This window comes from Streptomyces sp. NPDC005494, assembly GCF_042872025.1.
In the GTDB taxonomy this organism is placed as follows: Bacteria; Actinomycetota; Actinomycetes; order Streptomycetales; family Streptomycetaceae; genus Streptomyces.
In genome coordinates, this window is the sequence record NZ_JBIAJR010000006.1 from 342,673 (window position 1) to 360,180 (window position 17,508).

The 17,508-nt window shown below is 73.3% G+C and carries 14 protein-coding genes and 1 riboswitch; of the genes, 5 read left to right on the forward strand and 9 right to left on the reverse strand.

Translation table 11 applies throughout. The annotated features are described in order from the left end of the window. Nucleotides 1–20: 20 nt before the first annotated feature. The 5 genes from ACFYQ6_RS20190 to ACFYQ6_RS20210 form a co-directional block, all read right to left on the reverse strand. Nucleotides 21–617, reverse strand: coding sequence for a LytR C-terminal domain-containing protein (locus ACFYQ6_RS20190; protein WP_361579548.1), 597 nt, complete (start codon nucleotides 615–617; stop codon nucleotides 21–23). Nucleotides 618–758: 141 nt separating this feature from the next. Continuing rightward, the gene (locus ACFYQ6_RS20195) at nucleotides 759–1,055 is read right to left on the reverse strand and encodes a type II toxin-antitoxin system VapB family antitoxin (RefSeq protein ID WP_003955420.1); all 297 of its coding nucleotides are present in this window, start codon (nucleotides 1,053–1,055) and stop codon (nucleotides 759–761) included. Between the two features lie 202 nt (nucleotides 1,056–1,257). Beyond that, on the reverse strand, nucleotides 1,258–2,775 hold the full coding sequence (locus ACFYQ6_RS20200; protein ID WP_388764193.1) for a M20/M25/M40 family metallo-hydrolase: 1,518 nt from the start codon (nucleotides 2,773–2,775) through the stop codon (nucleotides 1,258–1,260). 247 nt (nucleotides 2,776–3,022) lie between these two features. After that, on the reverse strand, nucleotides 3,023–3,634 hold the full coding sequence (locus ACFYQ6_RS20205; RefSeq protein ID WP_361579380.1) for an HhH-GPD-type base excision DNA repair protein: 612 nt from the start codon (nucleotides 3,632–3,634) through the stop codon (nucleotides 3,023–3,025). A gap of 417 nt (nucleotides 3,635–4,051) precedes the next feature. Beyond that, nucleotides 4,052–4,483 carry a hypothetical protein gene (locus tag ACFYQ6_RS20210; RefSeq protein ID WP_361579378.1) on the reverse strand — a complete coding sequence of 144 codons (432 nt, stop codon included), beginning with the start codon at nucleotides 4,481–4,483 and terminating at the stop codon, nucleotides 4,052–4,054. A gap of 184 nt (nucleotides 4,484–4,667) precedes the next feature. On the opposite strand from ACFYQ6_RS20210, the gene cbiE reads away from it, so the two are divergent. Next, a complete protein-coding gene (cbiE, locus tag ACFYQ6_RS20215) occupies nucleotides 4,668–6,005 on the forward strand; it encodes a precorrin-6y C5,15-methyltransferase (decarboxylating) subunit CbiE (RefSeq protein ID WP_388764092.1) in 1,338 nt (445 codons plus the stop codon). Next, a complete protein-coding gene (cobM, locus tag ACFYQ6_RS20220) occupies nucleotides 6,002–6,751 on the forward strand; it encodes a precorrin-4 C(11)-methyltransferase (RefSeq protein WP_388764094.1) in 750 nt (249 codons plus the stop codon). Before cbiE ends, cobM begins: the two co-directional genes overlap by 4 nt. A gap of 170 nt (nucleotides 6,752–6,921) precedes the next feature. On the opposite strand, the gene ACFYQ6_RS20225 is transcribed toward cobM, so the two are convergent. After that, nucleotides 6,922–8,040, reverse strand: a complete 1,119-nt coding sequence (locus tag ACFYQ6_RS20225) for a cobalt-precorrin-5B (C(1))-methyltransferase (RefSeq protein ID WP_388764096.1) — start codon at nucleotides 8,038–8,040, stop codon at nucleotides 6,922–6,924. A 20-nt stretch (nucleotides 8,041–8,060) separates the two neighbouring features. Between ACFYQ6_RS20225 and ACFYQ6_RS20230 the strand changes: the two genes are divergently transcribed. After that, nucleotides 8,061–8,801, forward strand: a complete 741-nt coding sequence (locus tag ACFYQ6_RS20230) for a cobalt-precorrin-6A reductase (RefSeq protein WP_361579544.1) — start codon at nucleotides 8,061–8,063, stop codon at nucleotides 8,799–8,801. 258 nt (nucleotides 8,802–9,059) lie between these two features. Here ACFYQ6_RS20230 and cobJ read toward each other — a convergent pair whose 3' ends face one another. Genes cobJ through cobG form a run of 3 tightly spaced genes read right to left on the reverse strand, consistent with a single transcriptional unit; the run spans nucleotide 9,060 to nucleotide 12,565 of the window. Then, entirely contained in the window at nucleotides 9,060–10,595 is a 1,536-nt protein-coding gene (gene cobJ, locus ACFYQ6_RS20235) for a precorrin-3B C(17)-methyltransferase (protein ID WP_388764097.1), read from the reverse strand. Then, nucleotides 10,592–11,218, reverse strand: coding sequence for a precorrin-8X methylmutase (locus ACFYQ6_RS20240; protein ID WP_099173151.1), 627 nt, complete (start codon nucleotides 11,216–11,218; stop codon nucleotides 10,592–10,594). Before ACFYQ6_RS20240 ends, cobJ begins: the two co-directional genes overlap by 4 nt. Nucleotides 11,219–11,263: 45 nt before the next feature. Then, the gene (cobG, locus tag ACFYQ6_RS20245) at nucleotides 11,264–12,565 is read right to left on the reverse strand and encodes a precorrin-3B synthase (RefSeq protein ID WP_361579368.1); all 1,302 of its coding nucleotides are present in this window, start codon (nucleotides 12,563–12,565) and stop codon (nucleotides 11,264–11,266) included. Between the two features lie 221 nt (nucleotides 12,566–12,786). Continuing rightward, nucleotides 12,787–12,942, forward strand: a riboswitch (cobalamin riboswitch). A 33-nt stretch (nucleotides 12,943–12,975) separates the two neighbouring features. Between cobG and cobN the strand changes: the two genes are divergently transcribed. Together cobN and ACFYQ6_RS20255 are read left to right on the forward strand one after the other, a co-directional pair. Further along, a complete protein-coding gene (cobN, locus tag ACFYQ6_RS20250; RefSeq protein WP_361579366.1) occupies nucleotides 12,976–16,575 on the forward strand; it encodes a cobaltochelatase subunit CobN in 3,600 nt (1,199 codons plus the stop codon). Between the two features lie 74 nt (nucleotides 16,576–16,649). Beyond that, nucleotides 16,650–17,405 (forward strand): IclR family transcriptional regulator C-terminal domain-containing protein, encoded by a 756-nt coding sequence (locus tag ACFYQ6_RS20255; RefSeq protein WP_361579365.1) that lies wholly within the window; start codon nucleotides 16,650–16,652, stop codon nucleotides 17,403–17,405. Nucleotides 17,406–17,508 lie beyond the last annotated feature (103 nt).

The window sequence follows — 17,508 nt, forward strand, 5'->3', positions numbered from 1 at the left end:
TCCCGCCCGGTGCCCGCCGGTCAGCAGGCCGACGGGGCCGGGGCCGGCTTCGTCAGGGCCGTGAGCGCCGATGCCGCCGCCGCGGGGGTGCTGAACGCCTTGAACTTCGTGCCGATGATCAGATCGACGTCCGCCGTGCTGCGGGCGTCGGTCTTCTGCGCGGCCCCGGGCAACTGGGTGGAGAGCACCGGGAACGAGCCGTTCATGGCCGCCGGGCCGCCGAGCAGCATGCCGGTGCCGGGCACCTTCTTGTCGTACGCCGCCGGAGCGTTGTCCACCTTGCCGATGACGAAGCCGCGCTTCTTGAGCTCGTCGGCGGCGGCCTTGGCCAGCCCGCTGCGGGGCGTCGCGTTGTAGATGTTGACCTTGATGGCGGCCGGCTTCGGCAGCACCTTCGCGGCGGCCGAGGCGCTCGGCGAGGGGCAGGCCTTCGGGTGGCCCGCCGCGTTGGCCGTCTCGTCCCCGCCGGTGAACACGTCGATGAGCTGGAGGGTGCCCCAACCGGCCAGCCCGAGGGCCACCACCGCGGCGGCAGCCGAGAGGACCAGCTTGCGGCGATGACGGGGGCGGCGCATACGCGGGTAGGTGTTGCCCGTGATGCGGTACTTTCCGCCCATGCCGGGAGGGGTCAGCATGCTCATGGGCGCAGCGTAGTGCGACCTGGGAGTGATGCCTACTAAACGATCAACCTATGGCACCCATATGAGCATAAAAGCACTCGAAAGGCCCGAAATGCTCCGTGGGTGGGAGTGGCGGGTTCAGCCCAGTTCGAGCACGCGTGCGTGCAGTACCTGGCGCTGCTGCAGGGCGGCGCGCACGGCCCGGTGCAGCCCGTCCTCGAGGTACAGGTCGCCCTGCCACTTCACGACGTGGGCGAACAGGTCGCCGTAGAACGTGGAGTCCTCGGCGAGGAGGGTCTCGAGGTCCAGCTGGCCCTTGGTGGTCACCAGCTGGTCCAGGCGGACCGGACGCGGCGCCACATCCGCCCACTGTCGGGTGCTTTCCCGGCCGTGGTCGGGATATGGCCGCCCATTTCCGATGCGCTTGAAGATCACACGGAAAGCCTACCGGTCAAGGCCCCTCGGGCGCAGCCAGGGAACGGGACCGTAATCCAGGGCAAATCCGGAGCAAACGAATGAAAGCTCCGGGCTGCCCGTCCCGTGACCGGTGGTGCCGGTGTGCCGTTCCGCCGACCGTGAGCGGGGCTCACGGCCGACGGAACGGCGGGTGCGGCTTCTCCGGGCCGCCCCCATACCCCTACCGGGTGAGGCCGTGCGCGTGGCCTTCACGAAGGGTGCCCTCGGCCCGGGGCGTCGCGGCGGCGGCCGGGACCGGGCGGGTCAGGGAGCTCAGATCGTAGGCGTAGGTGCCCACCGCATTGGCGATCACATCGATGTTGGTGTCGAAGTGCGCCATGTCGATGTTGTCCAGGTCGTCGCAGGCCGCGTGGTAGCAGGGGTCGTACGCGACGCCGGCCGTCCCGCCGTACGTCTCGGCCTCGGCGGCGGTCTTGATGCCTTCGGCGCCCGTGTCCGTGCCTCCGGACGGGATGCCGACCTCGATGAACGGCCCGTAGTCGGAGCGGCCGGTGAAGTCCGTGCCGGTGTGCGGCTTGCCCTTGCTGTCCAGGAACGCGTTGATGTCGCGCTCCAGTTGGGCGGAACCATCGGGCCCGGGGCCTTCGCCCTCGCCGTCGGAGTTGTCGCCGTCGAAGACGAACTGTGCGCCGTTCGGCGAGGCGATCATGTCGAAGTTCAGGTAGAGCGCGACGTTCGCACGCTGCGCCTCGGAGAGCTTCGCGACGTACGCCTCCGAGCCCAGCAGTCCGTTCTCCTCGGCCGACCACCAGGCGAAACGCACCTTGTTGGCGGGAGTCCGGTGCGACGCGGCCAGTTCCAGGGCGACTTCGAGGAGGCCGGCCGATCCGGACGCGTTGTCGTTGATGCCGGGGCCGTCGGTGACCGAGTCGAGGTGTGCGCCGAGCATGACCGTCTTCGAGGCCTTCCCGCCCCGTGTCTCGGCGACGACGTTGCGCGTGGTGCGCTCCTCCTGCAGCTCGCGGATCTCGAAGGAGACCTTCACCTCGCCCTCGGCCAGGTCCGCGACGAGCTTCTCCCCTTCGCCCTGGGTGAGTCCGCCGGTGGGGATCTTCCCCGACGCCACGTCGCCCAGCGTGCCGGAGAGGACGCCTTCGGTGTTGTTGTAGATCACCGCGCCCACCGCGCCCGCCACCGAGGCGGCCGCCTGTTTCTCCGCGAACGAGCAGCCGCCCCGCTTGATCAGGGCGATCCGGCCGGTGAAGTCGGAGGAGGCGTAGTCGGCCGCCTCGCACCCGGTGGTGTCGTCGGTGGGAACGGCGGTGAGGGACGCCGAGAGACCGCCCTCCGGGGTGGAGGGGGTGTACGTCATCGCCTTGATCGTGACGTCCCGGGGCGCGGGGGACACCACGGAGAGCTTCTCCGCGAGGGTCTCGGTGTAGATGAAGTCGAACGCCTGGTAGCCGACCCGGTACCCGGCCTTCTGGAGCAGTCGGTACACGTAGGCGGCGGAGGCGTCGTGCCCGAGCGAGCCTGCCGCGCGGTGGCCGTCCGCCGAGTCGGCTATCGCCTGGAACTTCTCCAGGTGCCGGTACGCGTCCCTGGCCGACGAGCGCTCGACCAGCTTCCGCGCGAGCTTGGACGCGTCCTTGGCCGAGTCGTGCGGCGCGTGTCCCGCGTGCGGGGAGGCGCCGAGAAGGAGCGGTGTGGCCAGGGCGGTGGCGGCCACGACAGCCATGGCTCTGCGACGAGTTGCGTGCACAGGAGTCCTTCCGGTGTGAACGGATGTGGGGGAAAGTTAGCGAGTCGGCTGTCGTCTGTGAACAGTGCGAGACGGATTCTGATCGCGATACCGGGCCGCTCTGATCAAGGCCGCGGACCGGGCTTCGTGGGATTCACCGCGGGCGGCACGCTCACCGGGACCGGGCTCACCGGGAGCGGCAGCACGCTCACCTGGACCGGGCTCACCGGGACCGGCGGCACGCTCACCTGGACCGGGACGCCGACCTGGCCGCCGCCTTCGCCTGCTGCTTGTACGCCCGCACCTCGGCCAGTGACTCGGGTCCGGTGATGTCGGCCACCGACCGGTGCGAGCCCTCTTCGCCGTACGCCCCCGCCGCCTCCCGCCAGCCCGCCGGACGCACGCCGAACTGCTTGCCCAGCAGGGCCAGGAAGATCTGCGCCTTCTGGGTGCCGAAGCCGGGCAGCGCGTTGAGCCGTTTCAGGAGATCGGCGCCTGTGCCGGCGTCCGCCCAGACCGCTTCGGCCTGCCCGTCGTACTCGGCCACCAGGTACTGGCACAGCTGCTGCACCCGCTTGGCCATGGAACCCGGGTAGCGGTGCAGGGCGGGTTTCGCGGTGAACAGCGCGGTGAACGCCTCGGGGTCGTACGCGGCGATCGCGCGTGCGTCCAGGTCGTCCGACCCCATGCGCCGGGCCAGCGTGAACGGGCCGCTGAAGGCCCATTCCATCGGCACCTGCTGGTCCAGCAGCATGCCGACGAGGGCGGCCAGGGGGCTGCGGCCCAGCAGTTCGTCCGCGTCCGGCTGCTGGGCGATCCGCACCGTGCGGGCCTTGCCGTCGTCGCTCTTGGTCATGTCTTCGATGATCGCGAGGTGTGCGGGGATCGGCGACTCGGTGTCACGCCCCGCCACGGCTGCCGGAGGCGGCGGGACCGGGCCGCCCGCGCCCGCCGGTCCCTGGCGCTGGAGTGGGCCGGGCGTGTGGCCCGTCCTCCGGCACCGGGGCGGACGAGGCATGTGGCCCGGCCCCGGGCGGGCGTGCGGCGCAAGGATGGGGGTGCCTGCCCTCCGGGGGCGGTGCGGGCGGCGCGTGGCCCCCGTCCGGGCCACGCGTCCCCCGGGGTGCGACCGGCCCGGCTCTCAGGCGGAAGCGGCGGTGAGCTCGCTCGCGACCGGCCCGGCTCTCAGGCGGAAGCGGCGGTGAGCTCGCTCGCGACCGGCCCGGTTCTCAGGCGGTGGCGGCGGTGAGCTCGCTCGCGACCGGCCCGGTTCTCAGGCGGTGGCGGCGGTGAGTTCGCTGCCGTCGTCCATGACCGGCCGGATCAGCACCGGGTGGACGGGCGCATCCGCGGGCTGGGGGCACTGCGCGATGCGCGCGGCGATCTCGGTGACCCTCTCCAGGCTCGCGCAGTCGAGCACCCAGTACCCGGCGAGCCGCACCTCGTCCTTCTCGCCCGGTCCGTCCGAGACGACCGGGCGTCCGTCCTTGCCCGGCGGCAGCACCGCGCGGGTCCTGGCGGGCTCGGCCAGGCCCTGGCCGTCGAGCAGCTCGCCGGACTCGACGAGCTCGCCGTTGAGCCCCTCCATGAAGGTGAACATCGCCTGTACGTCCTGCTCGTTCCACGCGGGACTGCTGTCCGACGGCGTGCCCGCCATGGCGTCGTAGTCGGCCTGCGAGCCCTGAACCATCACGAAGTACTTCACGGTGCCGCTCCTCGGCTTCGTCGGTCGCCGCCCCGTGCGAGCGGCCCTCCCAGGGGACGCCGGAGCCCGTGACCGGTGCCTCGCACCACGCGGCACACCCACCGAAATCACTCCGCCGCGCGGGCCCGGATACGGCCCCCGTAGAGTTCGGCTGCGTCGTCCCGCCAACCCCGAGGTAACGGTCGTGTCCCCCGCTTCGCCCCCGCCCGCAGTCCCGGCTCCCGCGTCCGCCGTGAGCGTCGTGGGCATCGGCGCCGACGGCTGGGCGGGCCTGCCCGGGACGGCACGCGCGGTGCTCCTGGACGCGGAAGTCCTGATCGGCGGTGAACGCCAGCTTCGGCTGCTCCCACCGGAGTGCGCGGGCCGGCGGGTGTCCTGGCCGTCCCCCCTGCGGCCCGCCGTGCGGGGCCTGCTCGCCGCGCACACCGGGCGCAGGACCGCCGTGCTGGCCAGCGGCGATCCCATGTTCTACGGAATCGGCCGCGCCCTCACCGAGGAGCTGGGGGCGGGCGCACTCAGGGTGCTGCCGCACCCGTCCTCGGTCTCGTACGCCTGCGCCCGGCTGGGCTGGCCGGTGGAGGACACCGAGACGGTCACCCTCGTCGGCCGCCCCACGGCCCGGCTGGCCGCGGCGCTGTACGACGGGCGGCGGCTGCTGGTCCTGTCGGCGGACGCGGCCACGCCCGCCGCGGTCGCCGCCCTGCTGCGGGACCACGGCTTCGGACCCAGCCGGATGCGGGTGCTGGAACAGCTCGGCGGTACGGCCGAGGACTGCCTGGACGGTACGGCGGACACCTGGGAGCACCCTCCGGGCGATCCCCTCAACGTCATCGCGGTGGACTGCCGGAGGGACCGGGACACTCTGCGGCTCGGATCCGTCCCGGGGCTGCCCGACGAGGCGTACGAGCACGACGGCCAGCTCACCAAGCGCCATGTGCGCGCGGCGACGCTCGCGGTACTCGCGCCGGCTCCCGGTGAGCTCCTGTGGGACATCGGAGGCGGCTCCGGCTCGATCGCGGCGGAGTGGATGCGGGCCCATCCGTCCTGCCGCGCGGTCACCGTGGAACGCGACCCGGTACGCGCCCGGCGCATCACCCGTAACGCGGACCGGCTCGGGGTCCCCGGGCTGCGCGTGGTCACCGGCAGGGCGCCGGACGCCCTGGCCGGGTTGCCCGTTCCCGATGCCGTGTTCATCGGTGGCGGGCTCACCGCGCCCGGTCTGCTCGACACCTGCTGGGACGCGCTGTCCCCCGGCGGGCGGCTGGTCGCCAACACCGTGACGCTGGAGTCGGAGGCGCTGCTCGCCGACCGTTACCGGCGGCTCGGTGGAGATCTGGTCCGGCTCGCCGTGGCCCACGCGGTGCCCGTCGGCGGGTTCACGGGCTGGCGCCAGGCGATGCCCGTCACCCAGTGGTCCGTACGGAAACCCGTTGCCGAGCCGCAGGACACCGCACCGGCGGATCCGTCGCCCGGCCCTTCGCCCGCCCCCGCAACCACGCACGCTCCAGGAGACGACAGATGACCGTGTACTTCATCGGCGCGGGACCCGGTGCCGCCGACCTGATCACGGTGCGCGGTGCCCGGATCCTCGCCGCCAGCCCGGTCTGCCTGTACGCGGGCAGCCTCGTGCCGCGCGAGCTGCTCGCCGAATGCCCGCCGGACGCCCGGCTGGTGGACACGGCTCTGCTCGACATCGACCAGATCACCGCCGAGCTGGTCCGGGCCCACCAGGAGGGCCATGACGTCGCCAGGCTGCACTCGGGCGACCCGTCGGTCTTCAGCGCGGTGAACGAGCAGATGCGGCGGCTCGACGAGGCGGGCGTGTCCTACGAGGTCGTGCCCGGGGTGCCCGCGTTCGCCGCCGCGGCGGCGGCGCTGAAGCGGGAGCTGACCGTGCCCACGGTCGGCCAGACCGTGATCCTCACGCGCATCGCGCAGCAGGCGACCGCGATGCCCGAGGGCGAGGACCTGGCCACACTGGGCCGCAGTGGCGCGCTCATCGTGCTGCACCTCGCGGCGCGGTACGTGGACCGTGTGGTCGGCGAACTGCTGCCGCACTACGGGGCGGACTGTCCCGCCGCCGTGGTCGCCATGGCCTCGCGCCCCGACGAGATCGTCCTGCGCGGCACGCTGGACGACATCGCGGAGCAGGTGAAGTCGGCCGGAGTCGTCCGCACAGCGGTGATCATGGTCGGCAGGACGCTGGGCGCGGAACAGTTCCGGGACAGCCACCTCTACTCCCCGGCGCGGGACCGCCACACCTGCTGACGGGGCCGTACGCGCGGGGCGACGGGTGCGCGCCCGTACGTGCGCGCGGGGCGAGGAGAGCGCCCGTACGTACGCGCGGGGCGACGGATGCGCGCCCCTACATGCGCGCGGGGCGGCGAGAGCGCCCGTAGGTGCGCGCGGGGGGAAGAGAGCGCCCCGTACGTGTGCCGTCAGCGCACCTCGCTGCGCCCCACGACCGCCCCCGCACGGTCGATACAGATTACGTCCACGGCCACCGGCGCGCCCCGCAGCACCGAAAGTGCCTGGTCCCGGGCCGCCACCGCCACCAGGTCGCCCAGTGGCACACCGGCCGCCATGCACAGCTGGAGCGCGGCGAGGCCGGTGTTGGCGGACTCGATCTCGGCCGCCAGTTCCTCGCTCGCCCCGCCCTGCCGTGCCAGCCCCGCCAGGAACGGCTTGTCGACCTGGGAACGGCCCGAGTGCAGGTCCAGGTGCCCGGCGGCCAGCTTGGACAGCTTGGCGAAGCCGCCGCAGACGGTCAGCCGCTCCACCGGATGCCTGCGCACGTACTTCAGCACCGCACCCGCGAAGTCCCCCATGTCCAGCAGGGCGATCTCGGGCAGTCCGTACTCGGCCACCACCGTCTTTTCCGAGGTCGAGCCCGTGCACCCGGCGACATGCCGGTGACCGGCCGCGCGTGCCACGTCCACACCGCGGCGGATGGAGTCGATCCAGGCCGAGCAGGAGTACGGCACGACGATGCCCGTCGTGCCCAGGATCGAGATTCCGCCCAGGATGCCCAGGCGGATGTTCCACGTGAAACGTGCGATCTCCTCGCCGTCGTCCACGGAGACCGTGATCTCGACGTCGCCGGTACCGCCGTGCTCCGCGGCCACCCTCGCGATGTGCTCACGCATCATCTGGCGGGGCACGGGGTTGATGGCCGGCTCTCCCACCTCGAGCGGCAGCCCGGGCAGCGTCACCGTGCCCACGCCAGGGCCGGCCCGGAACACCACGCCCGACCCGGCGGGGAGCAGGCGCACGGTCGACCGCACCAGCGCACCGTGCGTGACGTCGGGGTCGTCGCCCGCGTCCTTGACCACTCCTGCTGTGGCCTGCCCGTCGGCCAGTTCCTCGACCGCGAGTGCGAAGGCGGGCGTCTGGCCCTTGGGCAGCGAGATGGTGACCGGGTCGGGGAACTCGCCGGTCAGCAGGGCCGTGTACGCCGCGGTGGTCGCAGCGGTCGCACAGGCACCGGTGGTCCAGCCCGGCCGCAGACCGGTGTGCTTGAGTTGGGCGGCGCGCCCGCCCTGCGCCTCACTGCTCATGGATGGACCGACCGATGCCCTTGCACATACTCGTCCTCGGCGGCACGACGGAGGCCCGTCGGCTCGCTGAGGACTTGGTGGCCGTGGACGGGATGAGGGTCACGAGCTCGCTCGCGGGCCGTGTGGCCCGGCCGAAGCTCCCGCCCGGGGAGGTCCGCGTCGGCGGCTTCGGCGGTGCGGACGGCATGGCCGAATGGCTTCGCGCACACCATGTGGACGCGGTCATCGACGCCACCCATCCCTTCGCCGGCACGATCAGTTTCAACGCGGCCTCGGCCGCCGCCGCTGTCCATGTTCCCCTGCTCGCTCTGCGCCGGCCCGGCTGGGTGCCCGTCGAGGGCGACCGGTGGCATGTCGTCGAGTCTCTCCCGGCGGCGGCGCGGCTGCTGCCCGAGCTGGGGCGGCGCGTCTTCCTCACCACCGGCCGGATGGGTCTGGCCGCCTTCGCCGGGCTGGACTCGCTCTGGTTCCTGATGCGCTCGGTGGACGCCCCGGAGGCCCCGTATCCGTCGCGGATGGAGGTCCTGCTGGAGCGGGGCCCGTTCTCCCTGGAGGGTGAGCGGGAGCTGATACGACGGCACCGTGTCGACGTCCTCGTCACGAAGGACAGCGGCGGTGAAGCCACGGCTCCCAAACTCACCGCCGCGCGCGAGGCGGGAATCCCGGTGGTCGTGGTCGGGCGGCCGCCGGTCCCGCCGGGTGTGCCTGTGGCCGCGACGCCGGAGGAAGCTCTGGACCTGCTGCGGGGGCTTCTGCGGTGACGCGATGACCGGCAGCGGGTCCCGGGCGACCTAGGCCCCCCGGCGCTGTCGGCAGGCTCTGGGGCGCCTCCGCCCCGGCCCTGTCGGCAGGCACCGGCCGTCGCGACTCCGTTCGTACGGCGTCACGACGGCCGGACGTCTTGACCCCGTTCCGCAGGGCGTCACGACGGCCGGACGTCTTGACCCCGTTCCGCAGGGCGTCACGACGGCCGACCGTCGCGACTCCGTTCCGTACGGCGTCACGACGGCCTGGCCGGTTCAGGCCTCCGGGTAGCGGCGGGGCGTCCAGACGATCTGCCGGCCGTCGCCCCGCCGCACCCATCGGGTCTGCGAGGACCCCACGATGAGGATCGTCCGCATGTCGACCTCCATCGGGTCCAGGTCGGCCAGCCGCACCGTGCGCACACTCTCCGACGGGCCCCCTACATCACGGCCGAGCACCACGGGCGTGTCCGGGGAACGGTGTTCCAGCAGCAGGTCGCGGGCCTTGCCGACCTGCCAGGTCCGGCTGCGGGAGCCGGGGTTGTACAGCGCCATCACCAGGTCGGCCGAGGCTGCCGCGCGCAGCCGTGCGGCGATGACCTCCCACGGCTTCAGCCGGTCGGAGAGCGAGATGGTGGCGTAGTCGTGGCCGAGCGGCGCACCCGCCTTGGCGGCGGCGGCGTTCGCCGCGGTCACTCCCGGCAGCACGCGTACCGGGATGTCCGCGTACGCGTCCTGCGCGGCCACTTCGAGTACGGCCGTCGCCATCGCGAAGACTCCCGGGTCGCCCCCGGAGACCACGGCCACGCGATGGCCCCGGCGTGCCAGGTCCAGCGCGAACTCGGCGCGCTCCGACTCGACCTTGTTGTCGGAGCCGTGGCGCCGCTGGCCCGGCCGGACCGGCACCCGGTCCACGTACGTCGTGTAGCCGACCAGGTCGTCGGCCGCGGCCAGCGCCCCGCGTGTCTCGGGCGTCAGCCAGAGCGGGCCGGCCGGGCCCGTGCCGACGACGACCACCTCGCCGTTGCCGGGGCCCGCTGCCGGCGCGGGGCGGGGTGCGTCGATCCGGCTGGGCAGGACCGCCACCGCGAAGTACGGCACGGAGTCCGCATCGGTGTCCGCGAGTTCACCCGTGCGCTCCCCGGCCATCGTGGCGCGCTCGACGTACCGCGCCTCGGACAGCCGCCCGGACGCCTCGAACGCCCGGCGTACGGCGGGGAAGGTGCGGCCCAGCTTCATCACCACCGCGGAGTCCGTGGCCGCCAGACGTGCGGTCAGCTCCTCCTCCGGCAGGGTGCCGGGCAGGATCGTCAGCACCTCCTCGGCCTCGACGAGCGGGGTGCCGAGGCGGGCGGCGGCGGCGCTGACCGAGGTGACGCCCGGGATGACCTCGGTGTCGTAACGGTCCGCGAGGCGCTTGTGCATGTGCTGGTACGAGCCGTAGAAGAGCGGGTCGCCCTCGGCGAGCACGGCGACGGTCCGCCCGGCGTCGAGGTGCGCCGCGAGCCGGGCCGCCGCCTCGGTGTAGAAGTCGTCCAGCGCCCCCCGGTAACCGCCCGGGTGGTCCGTGGTCTCCGTCGTGACGGGGTAGACCAGAGCCTCCTCGATGTGGTCGGCGCGGATGTGCTGCGCCGCGATCGAGCGGGCGATGGAGCGGCCGTGCCGGGCGGAGTGGTACGCGACGACGTCGGCCTCGCCGATGATCTGCACGGCCCGCACGGTCATCAGGGCCGGGTCACCCGGGCCGAGTCCGACCCCGTACAGGCGCCCGGTGCCCGTGCCGTCGGTCCGCTGCTGCTCGGGCACGCTCACTCCTCCTCGCTGGCGATCGCGTTGAGCGCGGCGGCGGCGATGGCGCTGCCACCGCGCCTGCCGCGCACCACGAGGTGCTCGAGCCCGGACGGGTGGGCGGCCAGGGCTTCCTTGGACTCGGCGGCGCCGATGAACCCGACGGGCACCCCGATGACGGCGGCGGGGCGCGGGGCACCCTCCTCGATCATCTCCAGCAGGCGGAAGAGCGCGGTGGGGGCGTTGCCGACGGCGACGACGGCGCCCTCCATCCGGTCCCGCCAGAGCTCCAGCGCGGCGGCGCTGCGCGTGGTGCCGAGCTCGGCGGCCAGCCCGGGGACCGCGGGGTCGGACAGGGTGCAGATCACCTCGTTGCCGGCGGGCAGCCGCTTCCGGGTGACCCCGCTGGCGACCATGGCCACGTCGCACAGGATGGGCGCGCCGGACCGCAGGGCCGCGCGGGCGTCGGCCACGGCGTTCGGCGAGAAGGCGAGATCGCGTACGAGGTCGACCATGCCGCAGGCGTGGATCATGCGGACGGCGACCTGGCTCACATCGGCGGGCAGCCCTGCCAGATCCGCTTCCGCGCGGATGGTGGCGAAGGACTGGCGGTAGATCGCCGGTCCGTCCTTCTCGTACTGATGCACAGTGCTGTCGCTTTCTTCATCGAACAGGGGGGTCGTACCGGATGGTCAGGTGTGCGTGTCCCGGGCCGCCGCCACGGCGGCGGCGAGCGCGGCCGGGTCGTCCCGGACCGTCGCCGCCTCGGTGCTCCGGTCTCCCCGCACATGGGAGATCCGGTGTCCGCCGGGAGTGACGACCACGTCGATCCACTCCCCGTGCGGGTGGCCGCACCGGCGTTCGCACCCGGACCAGTACACAGGGAGCCGTCCGGCGGGTCCGACGGCGGCCCCCGCGTCGGCCCGTACGTCGGCCAGCGACTTCGCGCAGCCGGGGCGGCCGATGCAGGCCCCGACACCGGTCCAGGGGGAGCCGGGGCCGGTGATCAGCCCGGCTCCGGAGAGTTCGGCCAGCAGGTCGTCCGCCCGCGCGGGCGGGATTCCGGTGAGGACGGCTCCGCGCCAGGGTGTGAGGCGCAGTTCACCGGCGCCGGACAGCAGCCGCCACTGCGCCGGGCCGAGCCGGCCCAGCGGTACCCCCACGGACAGAGCGGCCGCGTGCGGGGGGCCCGGGACGCGTCCGGGGGCCGGGGGCAGGGCTTCGGGCGGCCGGGGCCGGTTCCCCGTCACGCAGGTGATGCCGGCCGGCCCGAACCGTCGTACGACATCGCCGGTCAGCGCGGTGACCGCGGCGGCGGGCAGGTCCTTCGTCCGCCAGGCACCGGTCTCCTCGGCCGCGTCCAGGAAGGCCTCGGCGGCGAGGAGCGCCGCGCGGGGGCCGTCGGCGCCGGGGACGCGGAGGACGGCCTCGCCCTCCCCGACGCGCAGGAGCGCGTCACCGCCGGCGTGGCCTATGAGTGTGAGGTCGGCGCCGAGCGCGTCCACGTCGCCACGGCCGTCGTCGAGGGCGAACAGGAAGCGTCCGGAGAGCGCCGTCGCTCGGTCACTCGCGCACAGGAGCTGGTCCAGCTCGGTCAGCCACGGTCTGACGTCGACGGCTCCGAGGCCGTCCAGCCCCGAGAGCGGGGAGGCGACCACGTTGCGCACGCGCTCGTGGCGTTCGGAGGGCAACAGCCCGGCCCTGCTCAGCAGTCCGGCCAGCTCCGCACCGCAGTCCTCGGCGAGTCCGCGCACCTGCACGTTCCCCCGGGACGTGAGATGCAACTCACCGTCACCGAGCCGCTCGGCGGCCTGCCCCAGCGCCGCCGCCTGACGGGGTGTCAGCACCCCGCCGGGTATGCGGATCCGCGCCAGCGCACCGTCGTCCGCCCGGTGCAGCCGCAGTGCGCCGGGGCACGCGTCACCGCTGCTCCGGGTGCACGCGGCGCCCGGAGACCGGGGCGTAAGGGGGGAGGCGGACATGGCGGCGAGCATACCGACCGTGACCGGGGCGCAGCCCTACGGTCACTGTGACCTACGGGACACCTCGCCGCGGGCCCGGCGCCGGACCGTCGGCCAGAACCCTGGGGCCGTGCCATGACCCCGTCCGGTCCGAACGCCCCCGGCCCGGCTCGCCAGGCCCCGTGTCGTCCGGCCGGAACCCCCTCGGGCCCTGCCGGGCCGGGGGCCGTCTGGTCAGGACCCCCCACCTGCCGCCTACTATGCCTAGCGGCGGTCCGTTCGGCCCGCCATCGCCAGACGGCGACATGGGAGGAAGCCCGGTGAGATTCCGGCGCGGTCCCGCCACTGTGAGCCCGGCCCCGCGAAGGCCGTGCGAGTCAGGAACTCCTGCCGTCCGACACACCGCCCGGGGCGTGGACACCCCGAGGAAGGGCTGACGCCGCATGATCCTGCTCCTGTCGACGTCCGACACAGACCTGCTGAGCGCCCGTGCCTCCGGTGGTCCGGTCGGCTTCCGCTACGCGAACCCGTCCCGGCTCTCCGTCGAGGACCTGCCGCAGCTCCTGGACGGCACGGACCTCGTCGTCGTACGTCTCCTCGGTGGCGTCCGCGCCTGGCAGGAAGGGCTCGACCAGGTGCTGGCGACCGGCCGGCCCGTCGTCGTCCTCACCGGTGAACAGGCCCCCGACGCCCAGCTGATGGCGGCCTCCACCGTGCCGATCGGCATCGCGGCCGAGGCCCACGCCTACCTCGCGCACGGTGGCCCCGCGAACCTGGAGCAGCTGGCCCGCTTCCTCTCCGACACCGTGCTGCTCACCGGCCACGGGTTCGAGCCGCCCGCCCCGGCCCCCGCGTGGGGACCGCTGGAGCGGACCGCCCGGGAGGTCGACGGCCCGACCGTGGCGGTGCTCTACTACCGGGCCCACCACATGAGCGGGAACACCGCGTTCGTCGAGGCGCTCTGCACCGCCGTGGAGGACGCGGGCGCCCGCCCCCTCCCGCTGTACGTCGCCTCGCTGCGCACCCCCGAACCCGAACTCGTCGAGGAACTGCGGGCCGCCGACGCCGTCGTGACGACCGTCCTCGCGGCCGGCGGCACCAAGCCCGCCACCGCGTCGGCCGGCGGGGACGACGAGTCCTGGGACGCGGGTGCCCTGACCGGGCTGGACGTCCCCGTCCTCCAGGCGCTCTGCCTCACCAGCCCGCGTGCCGCCTGGGAGGAGAACGACGAGGGCGTCTCCCCGCTCGACGCGGCCACCCAGATCGCCGTACCCGAATTCGACGGCCGCCTGATCACCGTGCCGTTCTCCTTCAAGGAGATCGACGAGGACGGCCTGCCCGCGTACGTGGCCGACCCCGAGCGCGCCTCCCGGGTCGCCGGGATCGCCGTACGGCACGCGCGTCTCCGCCACATTCCCGCCGCCGAGAAGCGGATCGCGCTCGTCCTGTCCGCCTACCCGACCAAGCACTCGCGCATCGGCAACGCGGTAGGCCTCGACACCCCCGCCAGCGCCGTCGCCCTGCTCCGCAGGCTGCGCGCCGAGGGTTACGACTTCGGGCCGGAGGAAGAGATTCCGGGCCTGGTCTCCGGTGACGGCGACGAGCTGATCTACGCGCTCATCGACGCCGGTGGCCACGACCAGGAGTGGCTCACCGAGGAGCAGTTGGCCCGCAACCCGGTCCGCATCCCCGCCGCCGACTACCGCCGCTGGTTCGCCACGCTGCCCGCCGAGCTCCGCGAGTCCGTCGAGGAGCACTGGGGCCCGGCACCCGGCGAGATGTTCGTCGACAGGTCCCGCAACCCCGAGGGCGACATCGTGCTCGCGGCACTGCGCCGGGGCAACCTGCTGATCCTCATCCAGCCGCCGCGCGGCTTCGGCGAGAACCCGATCGCGATCTACCACGACCCCGATCTGCCGCCCTCGCACCACTACCTGGCCGCGTACCGCTGGATCGCCGCGTCCGCCGACGACAACGGCTTCGGCGCGGACGCGATGATCCACCTCGGCAAGCACGGCAACCTGGAGTGGCTGCCCGGCAAGAACGCCGGCCTCTCCGCCGCCTGCGGCCCCGACGCCGCGCTGGGCGACCTCCCCCTCGTCTATCCGTTCCTGGTCAACGACCCCGGTGAGGGCACCCAGGCCAAGCGCCGCGTGCACGCCACGCTCGTGGACCACCTGGTGCCGCCCATGGCACGCGCGGACAGCTACGGCGACATCGCCCGCCTGGAACAACTCCTGGACGAGCACGCCCAGATCGCCGCGATGGACCCGGCGAAGCTCCCCGCGGTCCGCGCCCAGATCTGGACGCTGATCCAGGCCGCGAAGCTCGACCACGACCTCGGCCTCGAGGACAGGCCGGAGGACGAGGGCTTCGACGAGTTCATCATGCATCTCGACGGCTGGCTCTGTGAGATCAAGGACGTCCAGATCCGGGACGGCCTGCACGTCCTGGGCGGCGCCCCCGCCGGGAAGGACCGCGTCAACCTGGTCCTCGCCGTCCTGCGCGCCCGCCAGATCTGGGGCGGCACGGCCTCGCTGCCCGGCCTGCGCGAGGCACTCGGCCTCGACGAGTCCGCGGCGACCCGTACCGCGGCCGACGAGACCGAGGAGAAGGCCCGCGCCCTCGTCCAGGCGATGGAGGACGCGGACTGGGATCCGGAAGCCGTCACCGGTGTGGCCCAGGGGCTCCCGCAGGCCGTCGCCGACATCCTCACCTTCGCCGCCACCGAGGTCGTGCCGCGTCTCGCCGCGACGACCGACGAGCTGGACCACGCGGTCCACGCGCTGAACGGCGGCTTCGTCCCCGCCGGCCCGTCCGGATCCCCGCTCCGCGGCCTGGTCAACGTGCTGCCGACAGGCCGCAACTTCTACTCGGTCGACCCGAAGGCGGTCCCGTCCCGCCTGGCGTGGGAGACCGGCCAGGCCCTCGCCGACTCGCTCCTGGAGCGCTACCGCGCCGACAACGGTGACTGGCCCACCTCCGTCGGCCTGTCCCTGTGGGGCACCAGCGCGATGCGCACCGCGGGCGACGACATCGCCGAGGCGTTCGCCCTGCTCGGCGTACGCCCCGTCTGGGACGACGCCTCGCGCAGGGTCACGGGTCTGGAGGCGATCCCGTACGAGGAACTGGGCCGGCCGCGCATCGACGTCACCCTGCGCATCTCCGGATTCTTCCGCGACGCCTTCCCGCACACGATCGGGCTGCTCGACGACGCCGTCCGCCTCGCCGCCTCGCTCGACGAGCCCGCAGAGCGGAACTTCGTACGCGCCCACACCCAGGCCGACCTGGCCGAACACGGCGACGAGCGGCGGGCGACCACCCGCATCTTCGGCTCCCGGCCGGGGACGTACGGCGCGGGGCTGCTCCAGCTCATCGACTCCCGCGACTGGCGCACGGACGCCGACCTCGCCGAGGTGTACACGGTGTGGGGCGGCTACGCCTACGGCCGTGAGCTGGACGGGCGCCCGGCCCGCGACGAGATGGAGACCGCGTACAAGCGGATCGCGGTGGCGGCGAAGAACACCGACACCCGTGAACACGACATCGCGGACTCGGACGACTACTTCCAGTACCACGGCGGCATGGTCGCGACCGTGCGCGCGCTGAAGGGGACCGCCCCCGAGGCGTACATCGGGGACTCGACCCGCCCCGAGACGGTCCGTACGCGGACGCTGGTCGAGGAGACGTCCAGGGTCTTCCGCGCCCGGGTGGTCAACCCGAAGTGGATCGAGGCGATGCGCCGCCACGGCTACAAGGGCGCCTTCGAGCTCGCCGCTACCGTCGACTACCTCTTCGGCTACGACGCGACGACCGGCGTGGTCGCGGACTGGATGTACGACAAGCTCACCGAGACGTACGTCCTGGACCCGGCGAACCGCGAGTTCCTCCAGCAGGCCAACCCCTGGGCCCTCCACGGCATCGCCGAGCGCCTCCTGGAGGCCGAGTCGCGCGGTATGTGGGCGAAGCCCGACCCGGCGGTGCTCGAAGCGCTGCGCCAGGTGTTCCTGGAGACGGAAGGCGAGCTGGAGGGCGAGGACTGAGCGGGGAGTGAGAGGCACGCGGTGGGGCGCGGCCCTGCGTTGCCGCCTCCCCGCGCCCGGTCCACTCTGGTGGAATGGGTGACCAGCCGAGCCCTCCGCTCCGCACGTCCGTGCGGCGAGCGTCCCGCCTGATGGAGGCCGCGGGGGCCCACACGGGCGGCGCCCCCGCAGGGCGCCTGGCGCGGGAGGCGGGACTCGAACCGGACTCCGCGAACCGCCTCCTGCGCGCGCTCGCCGACGACGGGTATCTGACCAGGCTGGAGGACGGCGGGTACGTCGTCGGAGGCATGCTCGACCGGCTGCGGACCGTGAGCCGGAGGGAGGGGGCGCTCGCCGGTGTCCGGCCCGCCCTCGCCGCGCTGCGGGACGAGATGTCGGCCGCCGCGTATCTGACCTTCTACGAGGACGGTGAGATCCGGGTCGCCGAGATCGTCGACGGGCCCAAGGCGCCCCGTGTCGACCTCTGGGTGGGCTTCGAGGACGCCGGTCACGCCACCGCCCTCGGGAAATGCGTCCTGCGCGAGCTGGACGAGGGAGCGCGCGGCGAATACCTCTCCCGGCACCTTCTCGGTGACCTCACGCCACGCACGATCACCCGCCGTGAGGAGCTGGTCCGGCAGCTGGAGACGCTGTCGACGCCGTCCGTCATGGACCGCGAGGAGTACGCCCTCGGCACGGTCTGCATCGCCGTGCCCGTGTACGACGGCGACAAGCTCGGCTCGCTCGGTGTCTCCTTCCGGGCCGACCGGATGTACCGGATCACGCAGCTCCGCGAGTCGCTGCTCTCCTCGGCGGCCCGGGTGAGCCGGGGCCTGTCGTTCGTCCTCTGACGGGCCCGGCCGCACGGCTGAGCCCGTGGCCAGCACGAACACCGCCTCGCCCGTCATTCCTGCGCACACCGTCGATCACGGGCTCGATGTGCTGTGGCATTCC

Coding starts and splice junctions, on each gene's coding strand:
- cobN (WP_361579366.1), top strand. CDS start 12,976: ATGATCCTGCTCCTGTCGACGTCCGACACAGACCTGCTGAGCGCCCGT.
- cobG (WP_361579368.1), bottom strand. CDS start 12,565: ATGCTCGCCGCCATGTCCGCCTCCCCCCTTACGCCCCGGTCTCCGGGC.
- ACFYQ6_RS20255 (WP_361579365.1), top strand. CDS start 16,650: ATGGGTGACCAGCCGAGCCCTCCGCTCCGCACGTCCGTGCGGCGAGCG.
- cobM (WP_388764094.1), top strand. CDS start 6,002: ATGACCGTGTACTTCATCGGCGCGGGACCCGGTGCCGCCGACCTGATC.
- ACFYQ6_RS20205 (WP_361579380.1), bottom strand. CDS start 3,634: ATGACCAAGAGCGACGACGGCAAGGCCCGCACGGTGCGGATCGCCCAG.
- ACFYQ6_RS20225 (WP_388764096.1), bottom strand. CDS start 8,040: ATGAGCAGTGAGGCGCAGGGCGGGCGCGCCGCCCAACTCAAGCACACC.
- ACFYQ6_RS20200 (WP_388764193.1), bottom strand. CDS start 2,775: ATGGCTGTCGTGGCCGCCACCGCCCTGGCCACACCGCTCCTTCTCGGC.
- ACFYQ6_RS20190 (WP_361579548.1), bottom strand. CDS start 617: ATGGGCGGAAAGTACCGCATCACGGGCAACACCTACCCGCGTATGCGC.